Source organism: Roseomonas sp. SRI_022 (genome assembly GCF_057586215.1).
Genome location: NZ_JBYCZL010000002.1, coordinates 178,579 through 203,860 on the forward strand (window position 1 = coordinate 178,579; position 25,282 = coordinate 203,860).

21 protein-coding genes are annotated in these 25,282 nt (G+C 69.0%); 18 read left to right on the forward strand and 3 right to left on the reverse strand.

The annotated features are described in order from the left end of the window. Positions 1-32: 32 nt before the first annotated feature. The 3 genes from AC2YHJ_RS02620 to AC2YHJ_RS02630 are packed head-to-tail and all read left to right on the forward strand — an operon-like array spanning position 33 to position 2,346. Complete coding sequence (locus tag AC2YHJ_RS02620) at positions 33-1,511, forward strand: NAD-dependent succinate-semialdehyde dehydrogenase (RefSeq protein ID WP_487393778.1); 1,479 nt, start codon at positions 33-35, stop codon at positions 1,509-1,511. After that, positions 1,508-1,963, forward strand: a complete 456-nt coding sequence (locus AC2YHJ_RS02625) for a MaoC family dehydratase (RefSeq protein ID WP_487393780.1) — start codon at positions 1,508-1,510, stop codon at positions 1,961-1,963. Before AC2YHJ_RS02620 ends, AC2YHJ_RS02625 begins: the two co-directional genes overlap by 4 nt. Then, positions 1,960-2,346 carry a VOC family protein gene (locus AC2YHJ_RS02630; RefSeq protein WP_487393781.1) on the forward strand — a complete coding sequence of 129 codons (387 nt, stop codon included), beginning with the start codon at positions 1,960-1,962 and terminating at the stop codon, positions 2,344-2,346. Before AC2YHJ_RS02625 ends, AC2YHJ_RS02630 begins: the two co-directional genes overlap by 4 nt. Before the next feature lie 40 nt (positions 2,347-2,386). Here the strand turns inward: AC2YHJ_RS02630 and AC2YHJ_RS02635 are convergent, their stop codons facing one another. Beyond that, positions 2,387-3,193 carry a tetratricopeptide repeat protein gene (locus tag AC2YHJ_RS02635; RefSeq protein ID WP_487393782.1) on the reverse strand — a complete coding sequence of 269 codons (807 nt, stop codon included), beginning with the start codon at positions 3,191-3,193 and terminating at the stop codon, positions 2,387-2,389. Positions 3,194-3,297: 104 nt separating this feature from the next. On the opposite strand from AC2YHJ_RS02635, the gene gorA reads away from it, so the two are divergent. Further along, on the forward strand, positions 3,298-4,677 hold the full coding sequence (gorA, locus tag AC2YHJ_RS02640; protein ID WP_487393783.1) for a glutathione-disulfide reductase: 1,380 nt from the start codon (positions 3,298-3,300) through the stop codon (positions 4,675-4,677). An 81-nt stretch (positions 4,678-4,758) separates the two neighbouring features. Here the strand turns inward: gorA and AC2YHJ_RS02645 are convergent, their stop codons facing one another. Then, a complete protein-coding gene (locus AC2YHJ_RS02645) occupies positions 4,759-5,922 on the reverse strand; it encodes a serine hydrolase domain-containing protein (RefSeq protein WP_487393785.1) in 1,164 nt (387 codons plus the stop codon). A 122-nt stretch (positions 5,923-6,044) separates the two neighbouring features. Here AC2YHJ_RS02645 and AC2YHJ_RS02650 point away from each other — a divergent pair, with 122 nt between their 5' ends. From AC2YHJ_RS02650 to AC2YHJ_RS02710, 13 genes are all read left to right on the forward strand, one after another. Continuing rightward, the gene (locus AC2YHJ_RS02650) at positions 6,045-7,424 is read left to right on the forward strand and encodes a class II 3-deoxy-7-phosphoheptulonate synthase (protein ID WP_487393786.1); all 1,380 of its coding nucleotides are present in this window, start codon (positions 6,045-6,047) and stop codon (positions 7,422-7,424) included. A gap of 53 nt (positions 7,425-7,477) precedes the next feature. Continuing rightward, positions 7,478-8,659 carry a beta/alpha barrel domain-containing protein gene (locus AC2YHJ_RS02655; RefSeq protein ID WP_487393903.1) on the forward strand — a complete coding sequence of 394 codons (1,182 nt, stop codon included), beginning with the start codon at positions 7,478-7,480 and terminating at the stop codon, positions 8,657-8,659. Further along, entirely contained in the window at positions 8,656-9,447 is a 792-nt protein-coding gene (locus tag AC2YHJ_RS02660; protein WP_487393787.1) for a transporter substrate-binding domain-containing protein, read from the forward strand. Before AC2YHJ_RS02655 ends, AC2YHJ_RS02660 begins: the two co-directional genes overlap by 4 nt. A gap of 16 nt (positions 9,448-9,463) precedes the next feature. After that, complete coding sequence (locus tag AC2YHJ_RS02665; protein WP_487393789.1) at positions 9,464-10,348, forward strand: DMT family transporter; 885 nt, start codon at positions 9,464-9,466, stop codon at positions 10,346-10,348. 34 nt (positions 10,349-10,382) lie between these two features. Then, positions 10,383-12,053 carry an NAD+ synthase gene (locus tag AC2YHJ_RS02670; protein ID WP_487393791.1) on the forward strand — a complete coding sequence of 557 codons (1,671 nt, stop codon included), beginning with the start codon at positions 10,383-10,385 and terminating at the stop codon, positions 12,051-12,053. Positions 12,054-12,277: 224 nt separating this feature from the next. Beyond that, on the forward strand, positions 12,278-13,708 hold the full coding sequence (locus AC2YHJ_RS02675) for a DUF1254 domain-containing protein (protein WP_487393792.1): 1,431 nt from the start codon (positions 12,278-12,280) through the stop codon (positions 13,706-13,708). A gap of 39 nt (positions 13,709-13,747) precedes the next feature. After that, complete coding sequence (locus tag AC2YHJ_RS02680) at positions 13,748-14,782, forward strand: DUF1254 domain-containing protein (protein ID WP_487393794.1); 1,035 nt, start codon at positions 13,748-13,750, stop codon at positions 14,780-14,782. Between the two features lie 180 nt (positions 14,783-14,962). After that, entirely contained in the window at positions 14,963-15,346 is a 384-nt protein-coding gene (locus AC2YHJ_RS02685; protein WP_487393795.1) for a hypothetical protein, read from the forward strand. Further along, positions 15,343-15,648, forward strand: a complete 306-nt coding sequence (locus AC2YHJ_RS02690) for a hypothetical protein (protein WP_487393796.1) — start codon at positions 15,343-15,345, stop codon at positions 15,646-15,648. The genes AC2YHJ_RS02685 and AC2YHJ_RS02690 overlap by 4 nt, the downstream gene beginning before the upstream one ends. After that, positions 15,645-16,979 (forward strand): glutamate--tRNA ligase, encoded by a 1,335-nt coding sequence (gltX, locus tag AC2YHJ_RS02695; RefSeq protein WP_487393798.1) that lies wholly within the window; start codon positions 15,645-15,647, stop codon positions 16,977-16,979. Before AC2YHJ_RS02690 ends, gltX begins: the two co-directional genes overlap by 4 nt. Positions 16,980-17,120: 141 nt before the next feature. Continuing rightward, a complete protein-coding gene (gene cysS / locus AC2YHJ_RS02700; protein ID WP_487393799.1) occupies positions 17,121-18,545 on the forward strand; it encodes a cysteine--tRNA ligase in 1,425 nt (474 codons plus the stop codon). 90 nt (positions 18,546-18,635) lie between these two features. Continuing rightward, a complete protein-coding gene (locus AC2YHJ_RS02705) occupies positions 18,636-19,463 on the forward strand; it encodes an RNA methyltransferase (RefSeq protein WP_487393800.1) in 828 nt (275 codons plus the stop codon). An 87-nt stretch (positions 19,464-19,550) separates the two neighbouring features. After that, entirely contained in the window at positions 19,551-20,045 is a 495-nt protein-coding gene (locus tag AC2YHJ_RS02710; RefSeq protein ID WP_487393802.1) for a hypothetical protein, read from the forward strand. 451 nt (positions 20,046-20,496) lie between these two features. Here AC2YHJ_RS02710 and AC2YHJ_RS02715 read toward each other — a convergent pair whose 3' ends face one another. Next, on the reverse strand, positions 20,497-21,570 hold the full coding sequence (locus tag AC2YHJ_RS02715; protein WP_487393804.1) for a TIGR03032 family protein: 1,074 nt from the start codon (positions 21,568-21,570) through the stop codon (positions 20,497-20,499). Positions 21,571-21,723: 153 nt separating this feature from the next. Here AC2YHJ_RS02715 and AC2YHJ_RS02720 point away from each other — a divergent pair, with 153 nt between their 5' ends. Next, positions 21,724-25,116 (forward strand): beta strand repeat-containing protein, encoded by a 3,393-nt coding sequence (locus tag AC2YHJ_RS02720; RefSeq protein WP_487393805.1) that lies wholly within the window; start codon positions 21,724-21,726, stop codon positions 25,114-25,116. Positions 25,117-25,282: the final 166 nt, after the last annotated feature.

Consider the following 25,282-nt stretch of genomic DNA (forward strand, 5'->3'; position numbering starts at 1 on the left):
ATCTTCCGGCAACACCCGGAGGAGAAGCCGCCATGCTCGACGCCATCGCCAAGGTTCCGCTGAAGGACCCGGATCTCTTCCGTCAGGCCAACTACATCGCCGGCCAATGGGTGCAGGCGGATAGCGGCAAGACGCTTGCGGTCCGCAATCCCGCCAGTGGCGAAGTCATCGGCAACGTCCCTGCCATGGGCCAGGCCGAAACCCGTCGCGCCATCGAGGCCGCGAACGCCGCCTGGCCGGCCTGGCGCGCGATGCTGGCGAAGGACCGCGCCGTCATCCTGCACAAGCTCGCGAAGCTGATGCACGAGAACGCCGACGACCTCGCCGCCATCATGACGGCGGAGCAGGGCAAGCCGCTCGCGGAAGCCAAGGGCGAAGTCGTCTATTCGGCATCCTTCATCGAGTGGTTCGCCGACGAAGGCCGCCGCGTCTATGGGGAGACCATTCCGCAGAACGCCAAGGGCCGCCGCATCATCGTGACGAAGGAGCCGATCGGCGTCTTCGCGGCGATCACGCCCTGGAACTTCCCCTCCGCGATGATCACCCGCAAGGCCGGCCCGGGCTGGGCCGCGGGCTGCACGGGCGTGATCCGCCCGGCCTCGCAGACGCCTTATTCCGCGCTGGCGATCGCCGTGCTGGCGGAACGCGCGGGCATGCCGGCCGGCGTGTGCAACGTCATCACCGGGCCGTCCGGGGAAACCGGCAAGGAACTCACCGCCAACCCGATCATCCGCAAGCTGTCCTTCACGGGATCGACGGAAGTCGGGCGAGTGCTGCTCGCGCAATGCGCCGCGACGATCAAGAAGACCTCGATGGAACTCGGCGGCAATGCGCCCTTCATCGTGTTCGACGATGCCGACCTCGACCAGGCGGTGCAGGGCGCGATGGCGTCGAAGTACCGCAACACCGGGCAGACCTGCGTCTGCGCCAACCGCATCCTGGTGCAGGACGGCGTCTATGACGCCTTCGCGAAGAAGCTGAAGGAAGCGGTGGAAGGGCTGAAGGTCGGCCCCGGCATGGAACCCGGCGTGACCCAGGGCCCGCTGATCAATGCCGATGCAGTCGCGAAGGTCGAGGAACACATCGCCGATGCGCTCGCCCTCGGCGCGACCATCGTGACCGGCGGCCATCGCCATTCCCGCGGCGGCAACTTCTTCGAGCCGACGGTGCTCGCCAACGTGCCTCGCGCGGCCAAGATCTTCGGGGAAGAAACCTTCGGCCCGGTGGCGCCCCTGTTCCGCTTCAAGACGGAGGAGGAGGCGATCAAGCTGGCGAACGACACCGAGTTCGGCCTCGCCTCCTACTTCTATGCCCGCGATGTCGGCCGCATCTTCCGCGTCGCCGAGGCGCTGGAATACGGCATCATCGGCATCAACGAGGGCATCATCTCGACCGCCGAGGTGCCCTTCGGCGGCCTCAAGCAGTCCGGCCTTGGCCGCGAGGGCAGCCATATGGGCATCGAGGAATACCTTGAGGTGAAGTACCTCGCGATCGGCGGCATCGGCACGTGAGCGAGGCGATCTACCTCGAGGACCTGACCGTGGGCCGGCGATTCACCGCCGGCCCGGTGACGGTCAGCGAGGCGGAGATCATTGCCTTCGCCAGTCGCTACGACCCGCAGCCCTTCCACACGGATCCGGCAGCAGCGGCGAAGCATCCACTGTTCCAGGGCCTCGCCGCGAGCGGCTGGCACACCGCCGCGCTGACCATGCCCATGGTGATCAAGGCGGCGGGCAATATCGCCGGCGGCATCATCGGTGGCGGCGGGGATCTGCAGTGGCCGCGCCCGGTGCGCCCCGGCGACAGCCTGTCGCTGGAGATCGAGGTGCTGGAAGTCGCCCCCTCCCGGTCCCGCCCTGACCGGGGTTCGGCGCTGATGCGCAATCGCACGCTGAACCAGAAGGGTGAGGAGGTTCAGGTCTTCACCGTGCGCATTGTCGTGCCGCGAAGGCCCGCGCCATGAAACTCGGCTACGTCATCCACTACGTGCCAGACGTCGCGGCCACGGTCGCCTTCTATACGGCGGCCTTTGGCCTGGCGCCGCGCTTCGTCCATGACAGTGGCACCTATTCCGGGATGGAGACCGGCGCCACGGCCCTGGCCTTCGCCTCGGAGGCGATGATTGACGAGCAGGGGGCGAGTTTCCGTCGCACCCGCCCCGGCGACACGCCGCCGGGCATGGAGATCGCCCTGGTCACCGATGATGTTCGCGCCGCCTTCGCGCGGGCCGTCGCTGCCGGCGCCGTCCCGGTGATGCCACCGAAGGAAAAGCCCTGGGGCCAGACCGTCGGCTATGTCCGTGACCTCAACGGCGCCCTGGTCGAACTCTGCACCCCTATGGGCTGACCCTCGACGCCCGGCGCCAGGTGACGGTTTCCAAAGGCCCTTAGGCCTTTGGTGGGTGGGGTTCGGGGAGGGCACAGCCCTCCCTGATCTCGCCTGCGACTGTCTGCAATTCGATTTCCGGGCGCGCCGAGAGGCGTTCGACCATGCCGCGGCGGAATGCCTCATGCGCGCCGTGTGCGGCGGCACGGAACCAGCGCGCGGCATCCTCGATCCGTCCTTCCGCCGTCAGCAGCGCGGCGAGGTTGAACTGGCCGCGGAAGTCGCCGCGTTCGGCCGACAGGGCGTAGAGTCGCGCCGCCTCGCGGGGATCGGCGGCCGCCTCCCAGCCTTCCTCGAGGAAGCGGGCGACCATGTTGATCGACTTGGCATGGCCCTGCGCGGCGGCGGCGCGATACCAGCGCAGCGCCTCGGCGCGGTCCTCCGGCACGCCGCGCCCGCGGAAATGCATGTTGCCGAGATTGTACTGCCCCCAGTCGAGCCCGGCCTCGGCCGCGCGCCGGAACCAGGACGCTGCTTCCGCCTGATCCGCCGCCACGCCCCAGCCGAGTTCATGGCAGCGGCCGAGCATGTTCATCCCCTCGGCCTCGCCCGCCGTCGCCGCGATGCGGAACCAGGCGACCGCCGCCGGGCGGTCCTGCGCCACGCCGCCCGACCCGTCGAGCAGGATCTGCCCCCAGAACACCATGGCGCGCGGCATGCCGTATTTCGCCGCGGCCTCGACCCAGGGGGCGGCCTGTTCGGGCGGGGCGGCAAAGGCGGCGGCCAGCGTTGCCGCGCTCGCCTGGCGGATCGCGGCGGGGGAGATGGTGAGACGGGCAGGGCGGGGCGGCGGGCGGCGGCGGAACATGCGCCGGGTCTAGGTGATTTGCGAATGACTCGCAATTATGCCCGCTTGGCGCGGGGCCGGTTCAGCCCGATATCCTGCGCCGCGAGGACAGGAGCGTGCGGCCCATGGCGGCTTATGATTTCGACCTATTCGTGATCGGCGGCGGTTCCGCGGGCGTGCGGCTGGCGCGCATCGCGGCCGGGCATGGCGCTCGCGTCGCGGTGGCGGAGGAACGCTTCTGGGGCGGCACCTGCGTCAATGTCGGCTGCGTGCCGAAGAAGATCATGGTGAACGCCACCGAATACGGTGCCTGGGCCGCGGATGCGGCCGCCTTCGGCTGGTCGCTCGAGAACCATGGCCACGACTGGGCGAAGCTCGCCGCCGCGCGGGATGCCGAGGTCACGCGCCTGTCCGGCATCTACGGGCGGCTGCTGGCCGGCGCGGGCGTCACATCCTTCGATGCGCGCGCGACCTTCATCGATCCGCACACGCTCGACGTCGATGGCAAGCGCGTCACGGCGGAACGCATCGTCATCGCCGTGGGCGGCACGCCGACGCGCCTGCCGATCCCCGGAGCCGAGCTCGGCCTGATCTCCGACGATCTCTTCACGCTGAAGGCATTGCCGAAGCGCGCCATCGTCATCGGCAGCGGCTACATCGCCGTGGAATTCGCCTGCATCCTGCGTGGCCTCGGCGCCGAGGTGGAACTGATCTACCGCGCGCCGATGCCGCTGCGCGGCTTCGACGAGGACATCCGCGCGGCCGCCGCCGAGGCGCTGGCCGCCCAGGGCATCCGCCTGACCTCCGGCGTGGCGCCGGCCCGAATCTCGAAGGTCGGCGACCAGTTGATGGTCGCGCTGTCGAACGACTTCATGCGGGAGGCGGATGCGGTCTTCTTCTGCACCGGCCGCGTGCCGAACACCGCGGGCCTGGGGCTCGACAAGGCGGGGATCGACCTGCGGGCCGGCGAGGGCATCCCGGTCGATGCGGAGCACCGCACCGCCGTGCCGCACATCTACGCGATCGGCGATGTCATCGACCGCGTGAACCTTACGCCGATGGCGACCGCGGTCGGCCATGCACTCGCCGACACGCTGTTCGGCAACAACCCGCGCAAGGTCTCCTACGAGAACGTGCCGACCGCGGTGTTCATGTCACCGCCCATCGGGACGGTCGGGCTGACGGAAGCCGAGGCCGCCGCGCGCGGCCTGGTCGATGTCTATGTCGCCCGCTTCACCCCGATGCGCCACACCATCAGCAAGCGCGAAGGGCGCAAGACGCTGATGAAGCTCGTGGTCTGCCAGGAGACGCAGAAGATCCTCGGCGCGCACATGCTGGGGGAGGATTCGGCGGAGATCATGCAGGGCATCGGCATCGCGGTGGCGATGGGCGCGACCAAGCAGGATTTCGACCGGACGATCGGCATCCACCCCACGGCGGCGGAGGAATTCGTCACGCTGCGCACGCGGACGCGAGTGGCGGGCGTGGCGCAGGCGGCGCAGTAAGGGCGGGGGAGGAGAACCTCCCCCGCGCCCCGCCCTTCTTTTGTCGGTCATCAGGGCGCGCGGCGCAGCGGCCGCGGCCCATCAGGCTGCGTTCATCGCCGCTTCAAACTCGCGGAACAGCCCGATCGCCTTCGCATCGAAGAAGGGCAGCACCTGGGAGATGAAGATCCCCGTCGTCCCCCGCCCATGGTCGATCCAGTAATAGGTGTTCGCCAGCCCCGCCCAGGCCAGTCCGCCCGCCGAGCGCCCCTGCGGTGACGGCCGCCGGTTCACCAGGAAGGACAGCCCCCAGCCGCAGGGCTGGCCCGGGAAGAAGTCCGCATCATTGGTCGCGGCCGGCACCGCCGAGACCATCGGTTGCACCGTCAGGCGCGGGATCTGGTCCTGCGCCATCATCGCCACCGTCTCGGGCTTTAGCAGGCGGTCCCGCCCATGGCGCCCGCCGTTCAGGATCATCCGTGCGAAGGCCAGGTAGTCGCGCGCCGTCGAATACAGCCCGCCACCGCCGCTTTCGAATTCCGGGTTCTGCTCGATGATCATGTCGGTCGGCGTCAGCACGCCATCCGGCCCGCGGGCGTGGACGCTGGCCATCCGCGCGCGCATCGCATCCGTCAGCCGGAAGGCGGTGTCCGCCATGCCGAGCGGCGCGAAGATCGTCTCTGCGAAATGGGCGCCGAGGCGCTGCCCGCTCGCCGCCTCGACCATGCGGCCCGCCCAGTCGAGGCCGATGCCGTAGTTCCAGGCATCCCCCGGGTCGAACAGCAGGGGCAGCCGCAGCGCCGCCAGCTTCCCGCTGTTCATCGACGGCAGGCGGAGCGCCTTGCGCGCCGCGACCGTCTGCTTGCTCCACATCTCATAGGAGAAGCCGGAGGTATGGGTCAGCAGATGGCGCAGGGTGACGGCGCGTTTCGGCGCGCGCAGCAGGGGTGTGCCATCGGCGCCGAAACCATCCAGCACCTGGACCTCGGCGATCTCGGGCAGCACCTCCGCCGCCGGGGCGTCGAGCGACAGGCGCTTCGCCTCGACCAGGCGCATCGCCGCCACTGCGGTGATCGCCTTGGTCATGGACGCGATCCAGACCACGGTGTCCGGCGTCATGGGGTCCGGCGCGCCGAGCCGCCGCACGCCGAAGCCATGGGCGAAGCCCGCTTCATCCCGCCCCGCGGCGGCGGCGACCACGCCGGGCAGCTCGCCCCTCTGGACGGCGCCCTGCATCAGCAGTGCCGCGGCGTCGCTTCCCTTCATCGCTGTCCCTCCCCACATGGCTGCACATGGCCGCCCTGCCAGCCTCGCACGGCGCCGCCGCTTCCCCCACCCCCCGAGGCAGGGCTAAGGTGCCCGACTTTCACGGAGGAGAGTGCCAGACAATGAGCGCGCGTGGCTGGAGCCCCGAATCATGGCGGGCGATGCCGATCCGGCAGGTGCCGGACTACCCGGACCAGGCGGCGCTTGCCGCGATGGAAGGGAAGATCGCGCGATTTCCCCCGCTGGTTTTTGCAGGCGAGGCCCGGCGCCTCCGGGCGGCGCTCGCACGTGCGGGCGACGGTGAAGCCTTCGTCCTGCAAGGTGGCGATTGCGCCGAGAGCTTCGGCGACTTCACCGCCAACATCATCCGCGACACCTTCCGCGTGTTGCTGCAGATGGCCGTGGTGCTGACCTTCGGCGGGCAGGTGCCGGTGGTGAAGCTCGGCCGCATGGCCGGGCAGTTCGCCAAGCCGCGCAGCAGCGACAGCGAGACGAAGGACGGCGTGACGCTGCCCTCCTATCGCGGCGATATCATCAACGGGCCGGATTTCACCTCCGAGGCCCGCATCCCCGACCCGTCGCGGATGGAATTCGCCTACATGCAATCGGCAGGCACGATGAACCTGCTGCGCGCCTTCGCGACGGGTGGGTATGCCGACCTGCACCATGTGCATCGGTGGAACCTCGGCTTCGTCGCGCGGAGCCCACTGGCCGATCGCTATGCCGACCTCGCGACGCGCATCGACCAGACGCTGAACTTCATGCAGGCCTGCGGCATGTCCGACCTGCCGCAAGTGCGCGAGACGGATTTCTACACGAGCCACGAAAGCCTGCTGCTGCCTTATGAGCAGGCGCTGACGCGCGTGGATTCCACCACCGGCGATGCCTACGCGTGCTCGGCCCACTTCCTGTGGATCGGCGACCGCACGCGCCAGCCGGACGGCGCGCATGTGGAATTCCTGCGCGGCGTGAAGAACCCGATCGGCATGAAGGTCGGCCCGTCCATGGACCCGGACGAGCTGGTGCGCCTGACCGAGATCCTGAACCCGGCGAATGAGAAGGGGCGGCTGACCCTGATCTCCCGCATGGGCCACGACAAGGTCGAGACGAAGCTCGCCCCGCTTGTGCGCGCGGTGCAGAAGGCCGGGCGCAACGTGGTGTGGCTGTGCGACCCGATGCACGGCAACACCACCACCGTCGCCGGCTACAAGACCCGCGTCTTCGATTCCATCATGGGCGAGGTGCGCGGCTTCTTCGACGTGCATGAGGCCGAGGGCACCACCGCCGGCGGCGTGCATGTCGAGATGACCGGCTCCGACGTGACGGAATGCCTCGGCGGCGCGCATCGCCTGTCGGAGACCGACCTGTCGGCGAATTACGCGACCTCCTGCGATCCGCGCCTGAATGCAGAACAGTCGCTGGAACTGGCCTTCCTGATCGCCGAGGAACTCAAGGCCCGTAAGGCGATCGCGCAGGCCAGCCCGGCCCAGGCGGCGCAGTGAACAAGCCGACGGCGCTTGGCGGCGGCACGCTGGGCGCGGCACTCGCAACCGGGCTGGCGCGGCGGGAATCCCCCGCCGCGCCAGCCGCGGATACCGCCGACGCGGTGATCACCGCGCGGACGGATTCCTACTTCAACCGCACCAAGAAGATCGTGCAGCGCTTCGGCGATGCGCGCGTGACCTATGCAGTGTTCCTGCGCCGCCCGGTCGTCTCGGCACCGCGGCTGGTGCTGGACTGGCTGCGTGCCGTCGCCACGGCGCGCGGTACCGATATCCAGATCGACGTGATGCATGAGGAAGGGCAGTGGGTCGGCGCCGGTGATCCGCTGATCTACATCACCGGATCCCTGATCGCGCTGTCGGACCTCGAGACCCTGCTGCTGCAGAAGCTGGGCGCGGCTTGCGTCGCCGCGCACAACGCCTACCAGATGTGCCTGGAACTGCCGAAGGTCGCCTTCCTCGCGATGGAGGCGCGGCACTGCGCCGGGGCCGAGATGCAGGAGATGATGGCGTATGCCGCCGCCGTCGGCAGCCGCGCGGCGCAGGCCGAAGGGGCCAAGGGCTTCATCGGCAATGCCAACGACGCGACGGCGCATTGGTTTGGCCAGAAGGCCGGCTACGGCACCATGCCGCATGCCCTGATCGGCTACGCCGGCACCACGGTCCGCGCCGCCGAGATGTTCCACGAGACCTTCCCCGACGACGCACTGACCGTGCTGGTCGACTATTTCGGGCGGGAGGTGACGGACGGCCTCGCCGTCGCGCGGCGCTTCCCAGAACTGGCGGCCGAAGGGCGTTTGGCCATGCGGCTCGACACCCATGGTGGGCGGTTCCTCGAAGGGCTCGACCCGGCGGAATCCTATGCGGTGCTGGAACGCCACGCGCCGGGCGCGATCCGCCGCTACCGGTCGGAGACGGAACTGCGCCACCTCGTCGGCACCGGCGTCTCCGCCTCCGCGGTGTGGAAGATGCGCGAGGAACTGGACAAGGCCGGCTTCCCCAAAGTGCGGATCGTCGCTTCCTCCGGCTTCGGCGTCGGCAAGTGCCGCGTCATGGCGGAAGCCAGGGCACCGATCGACGTGGTCGGCACCGGATCCTTCATCCCCGATGCCTGGTCCGAGACCTACGCCACCGCCGACATCGTCGATTACGACGGCACGGCACGGGTGAAGATCGGGCGTGAGTTCCTGCTCCGCCATGAGGAAGCGCGGCGGAAGAACGGGGGCGGGCAGTGACCATCGCCATCGCCCGCCGCGCGGTGTTCCTGCTGCCCGGCGTGGCGTTGGCGCAAGGTGCCAACCCGCTGGCGCCCGGCGGGCGGATACGGGTGGGCGTCGGCATCGCGCCGGTCTCCTCGGCCTTCTGGGCGAGCCGCGATGCCGCCGGCCTGCCGCAGGGGGTGACGGTGACGCTGGCGCGTGCGCTGGCCGCCGACGCGAAGGCGACGCTCGATCTCGTCACCTTCAATTCCTCCTCCGAGGTCACGGACGCGATCGCCGAAGGGCGGCTCGACGTCGCCTTCGTGCCGATGGATGCGGAACGCGCCGCGCGGGTCGGCGTCGGGCCGAACTACTTCCTCTCCGTCTCGACGCTTGCGGTGATGCCGGGTGTCGCGATCACCAAGGTCGAGGACGCCAACACCGCCGACCTGACCATCGTCGGCGTGCGCGGCACCACGACGCTGCGCAGCGCCGAGCGCGCCTTCCCCCGCGCCCGCTTCCTCGCGGCCGTCGGCGTGCCGGAGGCGCTGGGCTGGATGCGCGAGGGCCGGGCGCAGGCAGTCGCACTCGGGTTGGAATCGCTGCAGACGCTGCTGCCGCAGGTGCAGGGGCTGCGCATTCTCGACGGGCATTTCCACGCCCTCGGCACCGCCATCATCGTCCCGCCGGGGCGGCCGGAATCGCTCGCCGCCGCGACGGCGTGGATCGAGCGCGCCAAGGCCGATGGCACGGTGCGCCGGGCGCTCGATGCCGGCGGCATCACCGGGGCCGTCGCGCCGCCGGGCTCGCGCTTCGAGGGCTGAGGCGGCACCAGCCTCCATGCCCGTTTCGCCGGACCCCGCGCGCGAACGGCTGATCGGCTGGCTCTGTGCCGGGCTGCTGCTGCTGGTCTGGACCGGCTTCCACCTCGTCTCCCGCTTCATCGTTCGCGACGGGCTGACGCCCTGGGACGTGGCGATGCTGCGCTACGCCGGCGCCTTCGTCTGCGTGCTACCGCTGGTGGCCTGGCGCGGCCTGCCGCGCATCGCGCCAGGCCGGGTGCCGGCGGTGCTGGTCTTCGCAGGGTTCGGCTTTCCGTTGGGGGCCTATGCCGGATACCAACTCGCGCCCGCAGCGCATGGGGCGACGGTGATGGCGGCGGGGCTGCCGGCGGTGACCGCGCTGCTGGCCGCGGCCTGCGGCATGGGCCGGATCACGCTGCGGCGGCTGGCGGGGCTCGGCATCATCACCCTGGGCAGCGTGCTGCTGGCCTGGACCACCAGCGGCGCCTGGGACGGCGCCTGGCGGGGGGACCTGCTGTTCCTCGCCGCGGTGTCGAGCTGGGCGATCTATACGCTGCTGGTGCAGCGCTGGGCGTTACCGGCGCTGGATACGACGATCGCGCTGGGCCTGACCGCCGCACCCGTCTTCCTGCCGGTCTGGTTCTTCGCGCTGCCATCGGGCATGGCGCAGGCGTCCTGGACGGTGATCCTGACCCAGGCGGCCTTCCACGGGGCAGGGGCCTCGGTGATCGCGGGGATCCTCTACACCCGGTCGGTCGCCGCCTTGGGACCGGCGGCGACGACCATGATCGGCGCGGCGGTGCCCGCGCTGGTCGCGCTGACCGCCTGGCCGCTGCTGGGGGAGGGGCTGTCGCCGGTCGCGATCCTGGCGGTGCTGCTGGTTTCGGGCGGGATGCTGGTGGGGATCGGCCGGGCGCGTTGACCCTGCACCCCCCCATCCCTAGGTTCCGCCCATCATGGCCGACACGCTGAAGATCGCCCTCGCGCAGATCAACACCACCCATGTGGGGGCGCTCACGACGAACGCCGACCGCATCCGCGCCGCGCGGGCGGAAGGTGCCCGCCTCGGCGCCGATCTGGTGGTGACGCCGGAATTCTCCGTGGGCGGGTATCTGCCCGAGGATCTGGTCCGCAAGCCCGCCTATGTCGCCGCCTGCACCGAGATCATCGCCGCACTCGCCGCCGAGACCGCCGATGGCGGCCCGGGGCTGATCGTCGGAGGCCCCTGGGCGGATGGCGACAGGCTCTACAACGCGGCGTTCCTGCTGGAGGGCGGGCGCATCGCCGCGCGGCGTGCCAAGCACGAATTGCCCAATTACGGCGTCTTCGACGAGAAGCGTGTCTTCGATGCCGGCCCTGCGCCCGGCCCGGTGCCCTTCCGCGGCTTCCGCATCGGGCTGATGGTCTGCGAGGATTGGTGGCTGCCCACAGTCGCCGAGACGCTGTGCGAGACCGGCGCCGAGATCCTGCTGTCCATCAACGGCTCGCCCTTCGAGGCCGACAAGCATGAGACCCAGCGCCTGCCGCTCGCGGTGACGCGGGTGGTGGAGACGGGGCTGCCCTTCGTCTTCCTCGGCCAGGTGGGCGGGCAGGACGAGATCGTCTTCGACGGCGCATCCTTCGTGCTGAACCCCGACCGTTCGCTCGCCGCGCTGCTGCCGTCCTTCGTGGAGGAAGTGCGCCTGACCGAGTGGCATCGCGAAGGCGAGCGCCTGGTCTGCAAGCCGGGCGCGATCAGCAAGCCGCCTGAGATGCTCGGGCAAGTCTATGCGGCGATGACGCTGGGCCTGCGGGATTACGTGAACAAGAACGGCTTTCCCGGCGTGGTGCTGGGGCTGTCGGGCGGCATCGATTCCGCGATCTCGGCGGCCGTCGCCGTCGATGCGCTGGGGCCGGACCGCGTGCATGCGGTGATGATGCCGTCCCCCTACACCAGTGGCGAAAGCCTGGAGGATGCGGCGGATTGCGCGCGGCTGCTCGGCATCCGCTACGACACCATCGGCATCGGCCCGGCGATGGATGCCTTCGCCGGGATGCTCGCGCCCGCCTTCGGCAATCGCCCGCCCGACATCACCGAGGAGAACATCCAGTCGCGCATCCGCGGCGTCACGCTGATGGCGCTGTCGAACAAGTTCGGCTCGATGCTGCTGACGACGGGCAACAAGTCGGAGATGTCCACCGGCTACGCCACCATCTATGGCGACATGTGCGGCGGCTATTCCGTGCTGAAGGATGTCTACAAGACCATGGTCTTCGCGCTGTGCCGCTGGCGCAATGCGAATGTGCTGGATGGTGCGCTTGGGCCGTCCGGTGCGGTGATGCCCGAACGCGTCATCACCAAGCCACCCTCGGCCGAGTTGCGACCGAACCAGAAGGACCAGGACAGCCTGCCGGAATACGAGGTGCTGGACGCCATCCTGGAAGGGCTGATCGAGGGCGAGAAATCCGTCGATGCGCTGGTCGCCGCGGGGTTCGATCGTCCGACCGTGCTGCGCGTGTGGAAGCTGCTGGACCGCGCCGAGTACAAGCGCCGCCAGGCGCCGCCGGGCGTGAAGATCACCGCCCGCGCCTTCGGGCGCGACCGGCGATATCCGATCACCAACGGTTTCACCGCGCTCGTGCGGTAACGGCCCGCGGTCACGGCAGCGCCCGTCATGCGCTGACGGGTCCGAGACAAGGCGGCGGCAAACTCGCGCAACTCTGCGTGACTTTGCGCGCCGGGCGCGCGATCCGCGGGACGTCGGCAACAGGGCTGCTCGGCGCGTCCCGATGCGGATGCTAGCGTCGCGCAAGTCACCGCATGAGCCGTGCGCCTTCCAAGGGGCGCCGCCATCGCAGCAGGGGTCCAACCGTGCCGCCGAAGATGCCGCGCCGAACGCTTCCCGCCCTTCTCCTCCCGGCCATGCCGGCGGCCGCGTCGCGCCCCGCCGCGGCGCAGGCCGCGCCCCCCGGCGATCCTGTGCAGCGCGCCATCGCGCGCCGCGCGATCGAGGCCGCCATCTGGGGCATCCCGGCCGTCAATTTCCAGCTGATCGTCGACGCGATGCGCGGCGCCGGGGCCGATTTCAACCAGGTGGTCCTCTGGTCGCGCCTGCTGACCTGGAAGAACCAGACGCTGACGCCCAACCCAGACACGATCTACGTCTTCCCCTTCTACGACACCCGAAACGGACCGGTGGTGCTCGAGATCCCGCCCGCCGGTGAAGGGACGATCACCGGCAGCATCGACGATGGCTGGCAGACCGCGCTCGAGGATGTCGGCCCGGCCGGGGCGGACAAGGGCGCGGGCGGCAAATACCTGATCCTGCCGCCGGACCACCGGGGCGCCGTGCCGGATGGCTACATCGCCCGCCGGTCCGACACCTACACCGGCTATGTCATCCTGCGGTCCAACCCGCGCAGCGGCAGCGAGGAGGACATCGCCAAGGCCGTCGCCTACGGCAAGCGCGCGCGGATCTATCCGCTGGCGCAGGCGGCGAACCCGCCCGAGACACGCTTCGTCGATGCCATCGACACGCTGTTCGACAGCACCATCCCCTACGACCTGCGCTTCTTCCAGGCGCTCGACCGCTTCGTGCAGCGCGAACCATGGATCGAGCGCGACCGCGCGATGATCGATCCGCTGCGGACGATCGGCATCGAAAAAGGCAAGCCCTTCAACCCCGATGCGGCGACCCGGCAGACGCTCGAGGCCAGCGCGCGCGAAGCCCAGGCGTGGCTCGATGCCGGCTATGAGGCGTTGTTCACCCCGCCCTATTTCGAGGGCACGCGCTGGGCGCTGCCGGTGACCGCGGACTTCATCGAGGGCATGCAGTCGCATTTCGCCAATCGCGACAGCTATCCGATCGACAGCCGCGGCATCGCCTATTCCTTCGCCTATTTCAGCGCGAAGCGTCTTGGCGAGGGGCAATTCTACCTGATCGCGATCCGTGACCGGGCCGGGCAGCACTTCGACGGCGGCAGCACCTACCGGCTCTCCGTACCGGCCAATGTGCCGGTCCACCTCTACTGGTCGGTGACGGTCTATGACCGCGTGACGCACGCCCTGATCCGCGACATGCCCTGGGCGAGCCGTTCGTCCAACACGCCGGGCCTGCAACGCAATGCCGATGGCTCGGTCGATCTGGCCTTTGGACCGAATGCGCCGGAAGGGCGGCAGTCGAACTGGATCCCGACGCGCGCCGGTGCCCAGTTCGAGGTGATGTTCCGCTTCTACGGCCCGAAGCGCCCGCTGTTCGACAAGACCTGGCGCCTGCCCGACATCGAGAAGCGCGCGAGCTGAATTCGTCCGCCGATGTCCCGTCGCATTGAAGGAACCGTCATGATCAACACCATGCTTCGGCCCATCGTCGCGGCGCTGCTCGCGCTGCTCGGCCATGCCGCGCTGGCGCAGACGCCGCCGCCCACCCCAGTGCCCGTCACGCCCGACAACTTCGTGCGGGCGGAAAGCGACCTCTATTTCGCGGCGATGGTGCATCGAGGCGGGCTCGGGCGGTTCTTTCACGACCGCGCCCCGGCGCCCATCGACGGGCAGACGGTCATCCGCCTGAATCGGGACACGCTCTACTCCGCCGCGGTGTTCGACCTCGATGCCGGTCCGGCGACCGTCACGGTGCCGAATGCCGGCACGCGCTTCGTGTCGATGCAGGCGATCTCGCAGGACGAATACACGATCTCGGTCCAGTACGGCGGTGGGCGGCGCACCCTGACGCGGCAGCAGGTCGGGACCCGCTACGTCCTCGTCGGCATCCGCACGCTGGTCGATCCGGCGAATGCACAGGATATGGCGCAGGTGCACGCGCTGCAGGACGGCATCAGGGCAGAACAGCGCAGCCCGGGGCGCTTCGAGGTGCCGAACTGGGACCGCGCGAGCCAGACCAAGGTGCGCGAATTGCTGCTCGGCCTTGCCGCGACGCTGCCCGATACGCGCCGCATGTTCGGCGCGCGGAGCGATGTCGATCCGGTGCGGCATCTGATCGGCGCTGCCTCGGCCTGGGGCGGCAATCCTGAGAAGGATGCGCTCTACCTGAACGTCGTGCCGCCCCGGAACGACGGCAACACGGTCTATCGCCTGGCGGTGGGCCGCGTCCCGGTGGACGGCTTCTGGTCCATCAGCCTGTACAATGCGCGGGGGTATTTCGAGGCCAATCCGCAGAACGCCTACACCATCAACAACCTCACCGCGCGGCGCGGCAGCGACGGCACGGTGCAGGTCCAGTTCGGCGGCTGCGACGGCCAGGTGCCCAATTGCCTGCCGATCATGGCGGGCTGGAACTACATGGTGCGGCTGTACCGGCCGCGGCCCGAGATCCTGAACGGCCGCTGGACGTTTCCGCAGGCGCAACCAGTGCAGTGATCGGGGCGCAGGGGCAGCGGCGGCGCGTCGCCGGCCATCTCGCCCGGGCGGCCCGTGTCGGGTTATGATGGGCGGGATGCATCAGATCCCAATGGCACCATCGGTGCACCACACGGCGGCAGAGGCGGGCATGCGCGCGGCGGTTGCGACCGCCGCGAACGGCGTCACGGTGCGCGTGCGATGAGCGAGGAATTCGAGGCCGAGGTCTTCCCGCAGGGCGAATACGCCGTGCAGATCATGGACATGTCCGGCGCCAACGGTTCCGACCCCGTCGAGACCGTCACCGGCTTCGTCAGCATCGAGCACGCCAACGCCTTCGCCCGCCGCTACGTCCGCGATTCCGTCGAGCGCTGCCGCGCGCCGGGCGCGGATGCCAAGGCGACGCTCGATGCCTGGTTCGCCTATGGCGAGGATGCGGAAGTCCTCGGCGCCGGCGACGACGCCTGGGTCAGCCGCTCGGAACTGAAGGACTTCGCCGACACCCCCGTCCGCGATGCCGAGGACCGCAACTGGCGCGTGCTCGACCCGCGCCGCGACGAGGATGATGACGAGGAGGAGGAATGAGCCATTCCGTCCTCTGCGGCGACTTCGCGCATTACCAGGACCCGGACGAGGAATGGTCGGTCGACGGCTTCCGCAGCGCGGAGGCCGCCGCCGAATACGCCCGCCGCTTCATCCGCGACCAGGTGGAAGGCCTGCGCGCCGAGTATCCGGACGCCGCCGCGCTGGAACAGGCTTTCCTCTCCTTCGGCGAGTACGCCATCGCGCCGGGCTTCGAACTGAAGCCCTGGCTCGCCCACTGCATCGCGCAGCCGGCCACGAAACGGGCCGACACCGACTATCAGGCACTTGATCCCAACCGATGAAACTCCGCTTCGCACCGTCCCCCACCGGCCTGCTGCATGTCGGCAATGCCCGCGTCGCGCTGGCCAACTGGCTGCATGCGCGCCGGCATGGCGGCGCCTTCATCCTGCGCCTCGACGACACCGATCTGGAACGCTCCAAGCCCGAATTCGCGCAGGCCATCGAGGAAGACCTGCGCTGGCTCGGCATGGATTGGGATGACCGCGTCGCCCAATCCGACCGGCTCGACCGCTACGCCGCTGCCGCCGAGCGGCTGAAGGCCTCCGGGCGGCTCTATCCCTGCTTCGAGACGGAGGAAGAACTCGCCTACAAGCGCGAACGCCGCCGGCGCGAAGGCAAGCCGCCGCTATACGACCGCGAGGCGCTGAAGATGACGCCCGAGCAGATCGAGCGCGCGCTCGCCAATGGCAAGCAGCCCTATTGGCGCTTCAAGCTGTCGATGCGGTCGGTGTCCTGGCGCGACCTGGTGCTGGGCGAGCGTACGGTGAAGCTGTCGGCCATCTCCGACCCGGTGCTGGTACGCGCCGATGGTTCGCCGCTCTATACCTTCACGAGCGTCGTCGATGACATCGAGATGGGCATCACCCATGTCATCCGCGGCGAGGACCACGTCACCAACACCGGCATCCAGCTCGACATCTATGAGGCGTTGGGCGGCAACCCGAAGCACCTGACCTTCGCGCATCTTCCGCTGCTGACGGATGAGGAAGGCGGCGCGCTGTCGAAGCGCCTCGGCTCCATCTCGCTGCGCCACCTGCGCAAGGATGGCATCGAGCCGCCCGCGCTGGTCGGCTACCTCGCCGCACTCGGCACCTCGGCCGATCCGGTGCCGGGGATGCCGGCCGCGCTCGCGCCGGCCTGGGACATTTCCCGCGTCTCCCACGCCACGGCGCGCTTCGACACGCGGCAGATGCTCGCGCTGAACCGCCACGTGCTGCACGAGGCGCCCTTCGAGGCCGTGCGCGACCGCCTGCCGGAAGGCGCGGACGAGGCCTGGTGGCTCGCCGTGCGCGGCAATCTCGACCTGATGCGGGAAGCGCGGCCCTGGTTCGATATCGTCCGCGGCACGATCGTCCCGCCGGTGCTGGAGGGGGAGGGCGACTTCCTGCGCGCCGGCCTCGAAGCCCTGCCGCCGGAGCCCTGGGGCGCGGATACCTGGCGCGGCTGGACCGAGGCACTGAAGACCGCCACCGGCCGCAAGGGCAAGGCGCTGTTCCTGCCCCTGCGCTTGGCCCTGACGGGGGAGGAGCATGGCCCCGACCTCGCCACCCTGCTGCCGTTGATCGGGCGGGAGAAGGCGGTCCAGCGCCTGCGGATTTCAGCCGGCGCTTGAACCGCGCGCCGGATCGGCGCAGAAAGCAACCCATGTCCGCGTCCAGGCCTCGCGCGTCCGCGCTCTGTCGCTGAACCGCCCTTCCGGGGAAGGTCCTTCCCCGCGCGCCTGCCCGACGCCATCCCGACCAGCCGGACCGCCATGACCGACCTTCTCATCCACGACAGCGCCGCGCGCACCAAGCGCCGCTTCAGCCCGATCGACCCGACGCATGTGCGGCTCTATGTCTGCGGGCCGACGGTCTATGACCTCGCGCATCTGGGCAATGCGCGCCCGGTCGTCGTGTTCGACGTGCTGGCGCGGCTGCTGCGGCGGCTTTACCCGCGCGTCACCTATGTCCGGAACATCACGGACGTGGACGACAAGATCAACGCGCGGTCGCGCGAGTCCGGCGAGCCCATCGCGGCGATCACCGCACGCACCACCGCCGACTTCCATCGCGACATGGCCGCACTCGGCGCCCTGCCGCCGGATGTCGAACCGCGCGCGACGGGCCACATCCCCGCGATGATCACGCTGATCGAGCGCCTGATCGCCAATGGCCATGCCTATGCGGCGGACGGCCATGTGCTGTTCTCCGTGCCGTCCTTCGCGCGATACGGCGCGCTGTCGGGCCGCAGCCCGGACGAGCTGCTGGCCGGTGCGCGCATCGACGTCGCGCCCTACAAGCGCGACGCCGGCGACTTCGTGCTGTGGAAGCCCTCGGACGACGCGACGCCGGGCTGGGACAGCCCCTGGGGCCGCGGCCGGCCGGGGTGGCACATCGAATGCTCCGCCATGTCGTGGCAGCATCTCGGCGAGGAATTCGACATCCATGGCGGCGGGCACGACCTGATTTTCCCGCACCACGAGAACGAGCTTGCGCAATCCGTCTGCGCCTTCCCCGGCCATGCCTTCGCGCATTACTGGATGCACAACGGCATGCTGCTCGTGGACGGCGAGAAGATGTCGAAGTCGCTCGGCAATTTCCGCACGGTGCGCGACATCCTCGCCGAAGGTCCCTGGGCCGGGGAGGCCTTCCGCCTGCTGCTGCTGCGCACGCATTACCGGCAGTCGCTCGACTTCACGGCCGAGGCGCTGCAGGAGGCGAAGGCCGAGCTCGACGACCATTACGCCATGCTGTCCCGCGCGCCGGCCGCACCCGGCGGCAATACGGCGACGCAACTCGCCGATTGGGTCATCGCGCCGCTGCTCGATGACCTCAACACGCCGCTCGCGCTTGCCCGGCTGCGCGACCTGCGCACGCTGGAAAATGCAGTGACGGTCGGGGGTTCGCCCGCCGTCGCGATGGAACGCGCCGGCTTGTCCACGCCGCCCGCGCCCGGCGTGGCGGCCGCGGCCTTCCGCGAGGCCGCCGCCATCCTTGGCGTGGCCACCGGCGACCCCGCCGCCTGGCGCCAGGGCGGCGCTGACGACGCGGCCGCCGTCGAGGCCGCCATTGCCGCCCGCCTCGCCGCCCGCAAGGCCAGGAACTGGGCCGAGGCCGACCGCATCCGCGACGACCTGACCGCCCAGGGCATCTTGCTGGAGGACGGGCCCGCCGGCACCACCTGGCGCCGTGCGTGACCTTGCCGCCATGGCCGGACCCAACCGCCTGCGCGTGACGCGCTTCGCCACCGCGCGGCCGCACGCCATCCTCGCCCGAACCGCGCCGCGATGACGGGCGGGCGCAAGGAAGGCCGGGCCACGCTGACGCCGCCCGCCGGCGAAAGCCCGATCGTCGTGCTGGTGCGCCCGCAGATGGCGCGCAACATTGGCACCACCGCGCGCGCCATGGCCAATGGCGGGCTTTTCCACCTGCGCATCGTCAGCCCCCGCGATGGCTGGCCGCAGCAGGACGCCTATCCCTCGGCATCGGGTGCGGATGCCATCCTCGATGCCGCGACGGTGTTCGATTCAGTCCCCGCCGCGGTCGCCGACTGCCACCGCGTCTTCGCGACCTGCCCGCGCCCGCGCCACATCGTCATCCCGGTCCGCACCGCGCGCGCGGCGGCGGAAGACCTGCGGGAGACGGCATCGCGCAACCTGCGTTCCGCGGTGCTGTTCGGGCCGGAACGGGCGGGGCTCGAGAACGAGGACATGGCCTGCGCCGACACCCTCGTGCGCTACCCGCTCAACCCCGAGCACATGTCGCTGAACCTCGCCCAGGCGGTGATGATCCTCGCCTATGAATGGTGGACGGCGGCCGAGCCCACCCCACCGCGCACGCTCATGACCAATGAGACGCGCGTCGCCACCAAGGGCGAGCTCGAAGGCTTCCTGAACCGGCTGGTCGGCGAGCTCGATGCGACGGGCTTTCTCGACAACATCGAGAAGCGTCCCGGCATGGTGCGGAACCTGCGGCACTGGTTCCAGCGGGGCGAGGTGACGGAGCAGGAACTCCGTACGCTGCATGGCGTCGTGACCGAGCTTTCCCGCGGGCGCATGCGGCGGGGGCGGCCGGATGTCGCCCCGCCCTGGACCCCGCAGCCGGACGAGGCCTGACCGCGCGCTTCACGGGAATGTTCCGGGACAGAATTGTCGTAAAAGTTGTACAGCGGGCGCCCTGATCCCACGTCACGGAGCCGCGTCATGGTCGATGTCGTCTGCCTGGAATATGCGCTGGCGGCGCGCAACGAGATGTTCGACATCGTCACCGCGGATGGCAACGACGCGATCGTCTTCCCGCATATCGACAGCTGTGTCGGCATCGTCTTCCTGCATGCCGGGGGCAAGGCGACAGCCGGCCATGTGTCGGTCGTGGCGGCATCGGAGAGGGTGGGCGAGGAAGTCAGCCTCACCGAGATGCTCGGGCGCATGAAGGACTGGACCGGCGACGCCGTCCAGCGCGTGATCGCCATCGGTCATCCGAGCTGGCGTGCGACCGTCAGGAGGGTCCTTGCGGCGGACCAGGTCCTGAACAACGTCCAGTACTCCGACCATTGCAGCTTCAACGACCCGATCGACGCGTTCGTGGAACTGGGGACGGGGAAGCTGCGCGTGCAGGCGTGGCAGGCGGAACACGGGCGCCATGTGACGGCAGCACCGGCGCGACGCGAGGACTGGCTCCTGGACCAGGCGCTGTAATCCGCGGCTGAAACTGCACGGACGGCCAGTGCCGCTGCCGACGCGCCCCGGCCTCGGGATCGAACTGACGCGGGCGCGGCGACGCCATGCGGGCCTGAGCGCCACACCCCTGCCCAGCACCAAAAGACGGCTTTCCAAATGCCACTGGCATTTGGCGGGGAGGTTTGGAGGGCCTGGACATCTCTATACCGAACAGCCATTGGGCCTCGCTGACCGCCCTAGAGCCACGATTGCAGGTTCAAATCGGGGACACGCATCGGCTTATACCGAACACGCTTGTCGGGCTGACGGCCCTGGGCCGCGCCCATCCCGTCCGGCTGGTGTCGGGAGCGACCTGGAGACGTCCGACACTGCGCCGCCTTGAGCGACGATGGTGCGGGCGCAGCGCAGCGACGCACTTGCGCGTGACAGCGTTCGCGCCCTGAGCTGCACCCAACAGAGTTCAGTCCGGCTACTGCCCGATCGTGACGAACCGGCTGATTTCCTCCCCCAGGAAGCCGATTGCCGCCGGGCGCGTCACACCGGGCAGCACCGCCACGTCGTAAAGTTCCTTCACCACCCCGTCGAAGCGCACCCAGTGGACGGTGTCCCCGGTCGTGAGGTCGATCACCATCACCGCGCAGCGCGGTTCCGCGCCGCGGCTGGAGAGCGCCTCGTCGAGCGGTAGCCCGGTGAAGGTTCGATTGTCGCGCGGCAGGGAGAGCCCGACCACGGCATGCCCGCCGAGGAAGGCCAGGCCGCGCAGGTAGCCCGGGCAGAAGGCGATCGGCTCGAACCGCCCGGCGGCGAGGTCCACCCGCCCGAACTCCCCGGTGCCGGAGTTCAGCAGGTAGAGCACCCCGTCATGCAGCCGCGGCGAATGCGGCATGGAAAGGCCGGCACAGGCGGTCTCGCCGCTGGCGATGTCGAGCACCAGGCCGCCACCGCTGCGGTGGTCGCGCCAGCCATCGGCGACGTCGCTGGCGCCGACCACGGTGGCGTAGCGCGGCGCGCCGTCCTGCATCGCGAGGCCGTTGAGGTGGCAGCGGTCCTCCGCCGCCAGGCGACTAATGAAGCGCGGCTGCCAGAGCTGGGTGAAGCTCGCGCTGTCCGACACCGCGGCGACGCAGGAAAAAAGCGTATTGGCGAAGACTGGCCGGCCGTCACGCGGCAGCGCGAGGTCGTGCACGTCAAGATCGCTGGTCACCCAGCAGCGGCGCGGCGCGTAGAGCGCGTCGTAGCCGGCGTATCGCCCACGCGCCGCGGCGGCGTCCTGCCCGGCGAGGATGTCCTGGAAGTGCCAGACCTGGTTGAGCGTCGCGACATGTAAGGCGCCCGGTGAGGCAGCGAGGCCCATGCAGCGCTGCAGCGTGCGTTCGAAGACCGAGAGCTTTCCGTCGGGCTTGGCGCCGAGGAGGAAGAGCTTGCCCGCCTGATAGGTGGTGATGGCGAGGCTCGCGCCCTGGCCCGCCAGGAAGGAGACGAAGTGGCGCGAGACGTGGAGTTCGAGGGCGACGGGCGAAGCGGTGGTTGAGCCGGCGGACATGGAGGAAACCCCGAGTTGGGATCCGGGAGCGGATCGTCCGGACGCGCGGAAAAACGTACCGTGTGGCATCACGGGGCTGTTAGCGTTCTGTCGCGCCGTTGATGGCGGCGGGTCCATTCGCGGCGGCTGCCTCACGGGGTGAGGAGTTGGGCTATGGTTGAGGCGATCGAGCTCGCCAATATCGCCCTGGGGATTGGCGGATTCGTCATCCACGGCGAGAATGCGAATGACATCTCCGGCCTATCGGTAGCATCCGCCGGAGATGTCAACGGCGATGGCTTCGACGACTTAATCATTGGGGCGCCCGGCGCCGATCCTAAAAGCAATGTCGAGTACGGAGCAGGCGGCGGCTATGTGGTGTTCGGCAAAGGGAGTGACTTCGGGACGGAGATCGACCTGGCCGACATCGCCAACGGAGTCGGCGGGTTCGCCATCTTTGGCGGTCGGCTATCTTACGGAGGCGGCTTGCCTGTAGCCGGGGCTGGCGACATTGACGGCAATGGCCTCGATGACCTGATCATCTCCGCTCCCACCGGCGCGTCCTTGGGCTTCGGCGATTGCTACGTTGTGTTGGGCAGGGCAAGCGACGTCGGCACCGCGATCGATCTCGACCACATCGCGAACGGGGTCGGCGGGTTCGTCCTCCGATCCGAGTATGACGGTGACAACCTTGGTGGTTCTGTTGCCTCCGCCGGGGATATCAACGGCGATGGCTTCGACGACCTGATCTTTGGGGCCAGCGGCCCCAACGGCCCGGGAGAGGAGTTCGCGGCTGGTGCCAGCTACGTAGTGTTCGGCAGGGCAAGCGGCTTTGGCGCCGGGATGCGTATTCACGAGATCGCCGCGGGGATCGGCGGCTTCGTCATCTATGGCGAGGAGTTCGACGACACATCCGGCACCTCGGTCGCGTCCGCCGGCGATATCAACGGCGATGGCTTTGGCGATTTGATCATCGGCGCTCGCGGCGCCGACGGCGCGGGCAATCTGAAATCGTACGCCGGCGACAGCTACGTGGTATTCGGCCAGGCGAACGGTTTCGGGGCGGCGATCGACCTCGCGACCATCGCCGCCGGGGTCGGCGGATTCGTCATCCATGGCGAGGATACCATGGACTGGGCCGGCTTTGCGGTGTCCTCAGCCGGCGATGTCAATGGTGATGCCTTTGAAGACTTGATCATTGGCGCTCCCCAGGCCGACGGCGCGGGCAATCAGCGAAAGTCCTCCGGCGCTAGCTACGTGGTGTTCGGCAAGGCCAGCGGCTGGGGCGAGGCGATCGACATCTCCGACATCGGAACTGGGATCGGCGGGTTCGTGATCCACGGTGAGGATGCGTATGACACTTCCGGTTTCGCGATGTCCTCCGCCGGCGATATCAACGGCGATGGCTTCGACGATTTGATCATCGGCGCTCGCGGCGCCGACGGCGCGGCGAATCTGAAAGATTCCGCCGGCGCCAGCTACGTGGTGTTCGGTCGGGCGAGCGGCTTTGGGGCGACGATCGACCTCGCTGACATCGCTGCCGGGATCGGCGGGTTCGTGATCTATGGCGCGGATGCGGGCGACTGGCTCGGGCAAGCGGTATCCTCCGCTGGCGATATCAATGGTGACGGCTTCGACGATTTGATCATCGGTGCTTTCCTTGCCGACGGTGCGGGTGATCTGGAATATAATGCTGGAGCCAGTTACGTGCTGTTGGGCCGCGACTTCACGTCGTCCGTGACCCACGCCGGGACGCCCGGTGCCGACACGCTAACAGGAACTGGTGGCGCCGACGTTATTGTCGCCGGTCTCGGCGACGACACACTTATTGGTGGCGCCGGCGGCAAGGACGCCTTCTCCGGCGGTGCGGGCAACGACATCATCGCCGTCACCGGTCCCGGCTTCCGCCGCGCCGATGGCGGCAGCGGCATCGACACGCTGAGGCTTACGGCCAGCGGCAGGACACTCGACCTGACCGCCATTGCCAACACGCGCATTCAGCACATCGAGGCTATCGACCTCACCGGTGTGGGCAACAGCGCGCTGCGCCTCACCGCCCTCGAAGTGCTGAACCTGTCCGACACGTCGAACACGCTCCGCGTCACCGGTAATGCCGGTGACACCCTGACGCTGCTCGATCACGGCTGGATCGATGCGGGAAGCGCCGGCGGCATCCGCACCCTGACAAAGGGGCAGGCCACGCTGCGCGTGGACCAGGCTGTCGTAGTCATCAAGGGCTGGATCATCCTCGGTGCGATTGGCGCGGACAGCCTCGTCGGCACCCGCCACGACGACAGCATCCTCGGCTTCGGCGATGATGATACGCTCCGTGGCTTCATCGGCGCCGACACGCTCAACGGCGGTGTCGGTGCTGACATTATGTCTGGCGGGCTGGGCGACGACATCTACATGGTCGACGACCCAGCCGATGTCGTCATCGAAGCCGCCGGCGCCGGCTTTGACGGGGTCGTCGCCAGAGTCGCGTACACCCTCGCCGCCAACCTGGAGAACCTGACGCTGATCGGTGTGGCCGCAGACGGCGTCGGCAATGCGCGGAACAACCGGCTGATCGGGAATGCCCTCGCCAACACGCTGCTGGGGGAGGCCGGTGCCGATACGCTGGAAGGTGGTGCGGGCAACGACAGCATGTCCGGCGGGCTGGGCGACGACGTCTACATGGTCGACGACCCAGCCGATGTCGTCGTCGAAACCGCCGGCGCCGGCCTTGACGGGGTCGTCGCCAGAGTCGCGTACACCCTCGCCGCCAACCTCGAGAACCTGACGCTGATCGGTGTGGCCGCAGACGGCGTCGGCAATGCGCGGAACAACCGGCTGATCGGGAATGCCCTCGCCAACACGCTGCTGGGGGAGGCCGGTGCCGATACGCTGGAAGGTGGTGCGGGCAACGACACGCTGTACGGCGGCACCGGGCTGGATCGCCTTGCCGGTGGTGCGGGCGACGACCTCTTTGTTCTCGACCAGGCGACCGAAGCCGTCGTGGAGGGACCGGGAGGCGGCTTTGACGTCGTGGCGACCGCAGCTGCGGCCTACGTGCTCGCATATGAGGTCGAAGCGGTGTTTGGCCTCAACGCGATCCGCCACGACTTCACCGGCAACAACCTGGGGAACGCGATCGCCGGAAATGCCAGAGCCGATCTGCTCGCCGGCCTGTGGGGCAACGATACGCTGTTGGGCGAGGCCGGCGCCGACACCCTGCTCGGCGGCGCCGGTGACGACGTGCTGACCGGCGGCGCGGGAGGCGACGTCTTCCGCTTCGGGACATCGGCGGAGGGTATCGACCGCATCGAGGATTTCACGACCGCATCGGACCGGATCGAGATATCGACGGCTGGCTTTGGTGGTCTGTTGCCAATCGGAATACTCGGTGCTGGCAACTTTGTATCCAGCGCAGTGGCCGTCGGCTTGGCCCCGCAGTTCGTCTACGTGGCCGCCACGGGGTCACTTCTCTGGGACGCCGACGGGGCGGGTGGGGCCCCTTCGCTGGCGATTGCGATACTGACCGGGGCGCCGCTGCTGGCAGCGACAGATATCGCCCTCGTAGCATGACACCCGACACAAAACCGACGAAGCCGTTACTATTTCGATTTCGGGATGCGGGGACACGCATCGGCTTATGCCGAACGTCGGTTACGTCCCGGCGACCCCGGGGGTGAGGGTTCGAATCCCCTCACCTGCTCCAATCGGTTTTCCAACCTCGTTCTCCGCACAGCTG

Excerpts from the sequence above, each read along its gene's own strand:
- AC2YHJ_RS02705 (WP_487393800.1), top strand. The coding sequence starts at position 18,636 with ATGACGGGCGGGCGCAAGGAAGGCCGGGCCACGCTGACGCCGCCCGCC.
- AC2YHJ_RS02720 (WP_487393805.1), top strand. The coding sequence starts at position 21,724 with ATGGTTGAGGCGATCGAGCTCGCCAATATCGCCCTGGGGATTGGCGGA.
- AC2YHJ_RS02630 (WP_487393781.1), top strand. The coding sequence starts at position 1,960 with ATGAAACTCGGCTACGTCATCCACTACGTGCCAGACGTCGCGGCCACG.
- AC2YHJ_RS02680 (WP_487393794.1), top strand. The coding sequence starts at position 13,748 with ATGATCAACACCATGCTTCGGCCCATCGTCGCGGCGCTGCTCGCGCTG.
- AC2YHJ_RS02665 (WP_487393789.1), top strand. The coding sequence starts at position 9,464 with ATGCCCGTTTCGCCGGACCCCGCGCGCGAACGGCTGATCGGCTGGCTC.
- AC2YHJ_RS02685 (WP_487393795.1), top strand. The coding sequence starts at position 14,963 with ATGAGCGAGGAATTCGAGGCCGAGGTCTTCCCGCAGGGCGAATACGCC.
- AC2YHJ_RS02645 (WP_487393785.1), bottom strand. The coding sequence starts at position 5,922 with ATGAAGGGAAGCGACGCCGCGGCACTGCTGATGCAGGGCGCCGTCCAG.
- AC2YHJ_RS02650 (WP_487393786.1), top strand. The coding sequence starts at position 6,045 with ATGAGCGCGCGTGGCTGGAGCCCCGAATCATGGCGGGCGATGCCGATC.
- AC2YHJ_RS02710 (WP_487393802.1), top strand. The coding sequence starts at position 19,551 with ATGGTCGATGTCGTCTGCCTGGAATATGCGCTGGCGGCGCGCAACGAG.
- AC2YHJ_RS02635 (WP_487393782.1), bottom strand. The coding sequence starts at position 3,193 with ATGTTCCGCCGCCGCCCGCCGCCCCGCCCTGCCCGTCTCACCATCTCC.
- cysS (WP_487393799.1), top strand. The coding sequence starts at position 17,121 with ATGACCGACCTTCTCATCCACGACAGCGCCGCGCGCACCAAGCGCCGC.
- gltX (WP_487393798.1), top strand. The coding sequence starts at position 15,645 with ATGAAACTCCGCTTCGCACCGTCCCCCACCGGCCTGCTGCATGTCGGC.
- AC2YHJ_RS02715 (WP_487393804.1), bottom strand. The coding sequence starts at position 21,570 with ATGTCCGCCGGCTCAACCACCGCTTCGCCCGTCGCCCTCGAACTCCAC.
- AC2YHJ_RS02620 (WP_487393778.1), top strand. The coding sequence starts at position 33 with ATGCTCGACGCCATCGCCAAGGTTCCGCTGAAGGACCCGGATCTCTTC.
- gorA (WP_487393783.1), top strand. The coding sequence starts at position 3,298 with ATGGCGGCTTATGATTTCGACCTATTCGTGATCGGCGGCGGTTCCGCG.
- AC2YHJ_RS02690 (WP_487393796.1), top strand. The coding sequence starts at position 15,343 with ATGAGCCATTCCGTCCTCTGCGGCGACTTCGCGCATTACCAGGACCCG.
- AC2YHJ_RS02670 (WP_487393791.1), top strand. The coding sequence starts at position 10,383 with ATGGCCGACACGCTGAAGATCGCCCTCGCGCAGATCAACACCACCCAT.